This is a genomic window from Pseudomonas sp. P5_B2 (assembly GCF_056400445.1).
The window spans coordinates 1-2,676 of the sequence record NZ_JBFULH010000554.1; the positions used below are offsets into that span (position 1 = coordinate 1).

The 2,676-nt window shown below is 57.4% G+C and carries 3 protein-coding genes; all 3 read right to left on the reverse strand.

Annotated features, from left to right (window positions below):
* Window positions 1–715: winged helix-turn-helix domain-containing protein (locus AC1DRJ_RS23850; protein ID WP_477804315.1), on the reverse strand; the 715-nt coding region annotated here is incomplete at its 3' end.
* A gap of 243 nt (window positions 716–958) precedes the next feature.
* A complete protein-coding gene (locus AC1DRJ_RS23855; RefSeq protein ID WP_477804316.1) occupies window positions 959–2,368 on the reverse strand; it encodes a GGDEF domain-containing protein in 1,410 nt (469 codons plus the stop codon).
* A 62-nt stretch (window positions 2,369–2,430) separates the two neighbouring features.
* Window positions 2,431–2,676: HD-GYP domain-containing protein (locus tag AC1DRJ_RS23860; RefSeq protein ID WP_477804317.1), on the reverse strand; the 246-nt coding region annotated here is incomplete at its 5' end.

The following is a 2,676-nucleotide window of genomic DNA, read 5'->3' on the forward strand; positions in this document are numbered from 1 at the left end:
GGTGTGACGCTTCCGGGGGCTGTGCCTCTTGAATGGACAGATGCACCTGCACATCGTCCATCGTTACGGGCGCGTCGAACGCTGGCGGTACTACCTCAAGCGTCGGTGCCAGCCAGATTCTTCCCACCAGAAAGGCCAATACGCCCCAAATGGGCAGTGCGAGCCACAGCCCCCAACGTCTTGGTAACGTTATCGGACGCACGGGCAGCGCCCCCGAATCGGAATCGGTTGACGCCGGCATTTCTATGATGGTTGGGAGATCGGCCGGTTCGCCCTCGGCATCGGCGAAGTTCGATACAGAAGACGTAACAGGTGCGAGCGTCTCGATGTCAGTCTCAGGCGCGTACCGGACAGCCGCCGTATTCGCAGCGGCTGGCAATTCCTCGACCCTCACGCCATCGGCGAGCTTGTAACCTATGCGTGGCAAGGTCTGGATGAATTCGCGATCGGGCTGCAGTTTTTCCAGCGCCAGGCGCAATTGCCGGACAACCTGAGCCAGGCTGTTATCGGTCACTTCCAGGCCGTATTGCCCCCATGCGCCGGCCATCAGTTCGCGCTTGCGCACCACCGTTCCACCTGACCGCAGTAGCATGGCCAGGCAGCGGCTGGCGATTGCACCGATGCGCAAAGGCTCCTCATTGGCAGCGTCAACGCGAAACAACAGGAAGTTGTTCTCGTCGAATACCAGATGTTCATCAATTAGCAGTTGACCCATGTTGACCATCTGTATGAGGCAAAAAGGAAGTCGAAGACCTGTCTTCGACTTCTAGAGTTAAGCGGTCATTCGTTGCTTTGGCCAACATCGTTACCGAACAGGTGCCAAAAATGACAACCACTGTGGTGGCCATGGCTGAAATGTTGATCGCAAAACTGCACGAGGGGCTTTATTGGTGAGCCACAGAAAATCCTGTAACGGCGCAGATCATCGAACTGATCGAGTCCAGGTAGACGGTAGTGTTCAGGCGCGCGCAGCCACTGCGGAGTCGGGCAAGGATTCACTCACATAGCGGTTGCGGCCTTGCTGCTTGGCCTGATAAAGCAGCAGGTCCGCGCGGATCAGCAAGGTCTGAACGCTGTCGCCGGGGCCATGCCAGGCACTGACACCTATGCTGCAGGTGACACCAACACGGTTGCCGGCATAGTCCAGCGTTGAGCTGCGCAGTGCTTGAATCAGGCGATTGGCCATCTGTTGTGCGCCAGTCAGCTCGGTGTTCGGCAGCACGATGAGGAACTCCTCACCGCCAAGGCGGGCGACCACATCTTCCTGCCGGACTGTTTGGGTCAGCAACTTCGCGAAGAACTTCAGCACCTGATCTCCGCCGTCATGACCGTAGGTATCATTGACCCGCTTGAAGTGGTCGATATCGAGCATCAATATGCTCAACGAACCGGGCTTGCGCGTGGCGCGCGACAATTCCACTTCAGTCAGTGTCATCCCCGCCCGGCGGTTGTACAGGCCGGTGAGAAAGTCGTGGGTGGCCGCCTGATGTTGCACCACGCTGGCATCGATCAGATGGGTCAACAGCCAATTGATCATCAGCAGACAGACCAGTATTCCGCCCGCCAAAAACAACCAGAAGCCGTTCAGTTTCAGGAACTGCGGCAAAAAATCCGGCGTCAGTGGATCACTGTAGACGCGCATTTGCAGCCCTTGATGCAGGTTCGAGTAGTGATGAAAAAAGCGATCTTCGCCTTGCACCTGTTGAGGCTGAGAGGTTAACCAGGTGTCGCCGGGGGCAGGCACAAATTCTGCCTTGCCGGCGGTGATACGTATGTCGAAATACAAGGCAGGCTCTTGGCCATGTGACACGGCGACATGCACGACAAGCCCTTCGGTAATCGCTGGCCCCAATACCATGGGTGGCAGCAGCGGCTGCGGCTGTAACCGGGTTTGCGTTTCCTGGATCACTGCATAGCGTCTGTCGCAGGTATATCCCAGAAATTGCCGGCTGGTCATGTGGACACCGCCCTCTTTGAGGCTCATGCGTGGTGCCTGCGGTTTGGGCAAAGGAGCCAGTTGGTGTACCGGCACCCGCAGTGTGTACTGTGATAGCCCTTCGAGATCCGCCGACAGGGTCTGCGTGGTCCGTTGCTGGCCGGCGATGTACTCGTCCGGCAGGCATCCTTGGGGAGGTGGATTTGCCGTCAGCAATGATTGTTGCAATTTATGGGTTTGCAGATTGCTCAACAGGTTGGCATAACCCCAGGCACTCCGTTGAGACAGGAGTGCTTGCTGACCCTCCAGCAGAGTGACACGTTGGGTCTGATAGCGATCGACAACGGCAATGACAGTAAGCACTGACAAAACGGTCACTATCATCCAGCAACTACGCTTGATAGCCCGCGCGTGCAAAACGATCCAACTCATTTTTTTACTCCAAAGTGACCGCCGGCAACGTTTGTCTCGAATCTGCCCTTACTCGGCAGCCGTCAACCGGTCATTGCCTCAAGGGGCTCCTCGGCAGGGGTATCGGCATAGCGCCCGGCGATCTGCTCAAACTCTTTCTCCAGAGCGAGGAAGGCCGCCGCCACATCCGGATCAAAATGCCGGCCGGCGCCGTCGCTGATGATCGTCGCTGCGGTCTTGTGGGACATTTGCGATTTGTAGACCCGTCGACTGATGACCGCATCGTAGACATCGGCGACCGCCATCAGGCGGGCACTGACTGGAATATC

Bases quoted from the DNA above. Each gene is read 5' to 3' on its own strand.
- AC1DRJ_RS23855 (WP_477804316.1), bottom strand. From the start codon at position 2,368: ATGAGTTGGATCGTTTTGCACGCGCGGGCTATCAAGCGTAGTTGCTGG.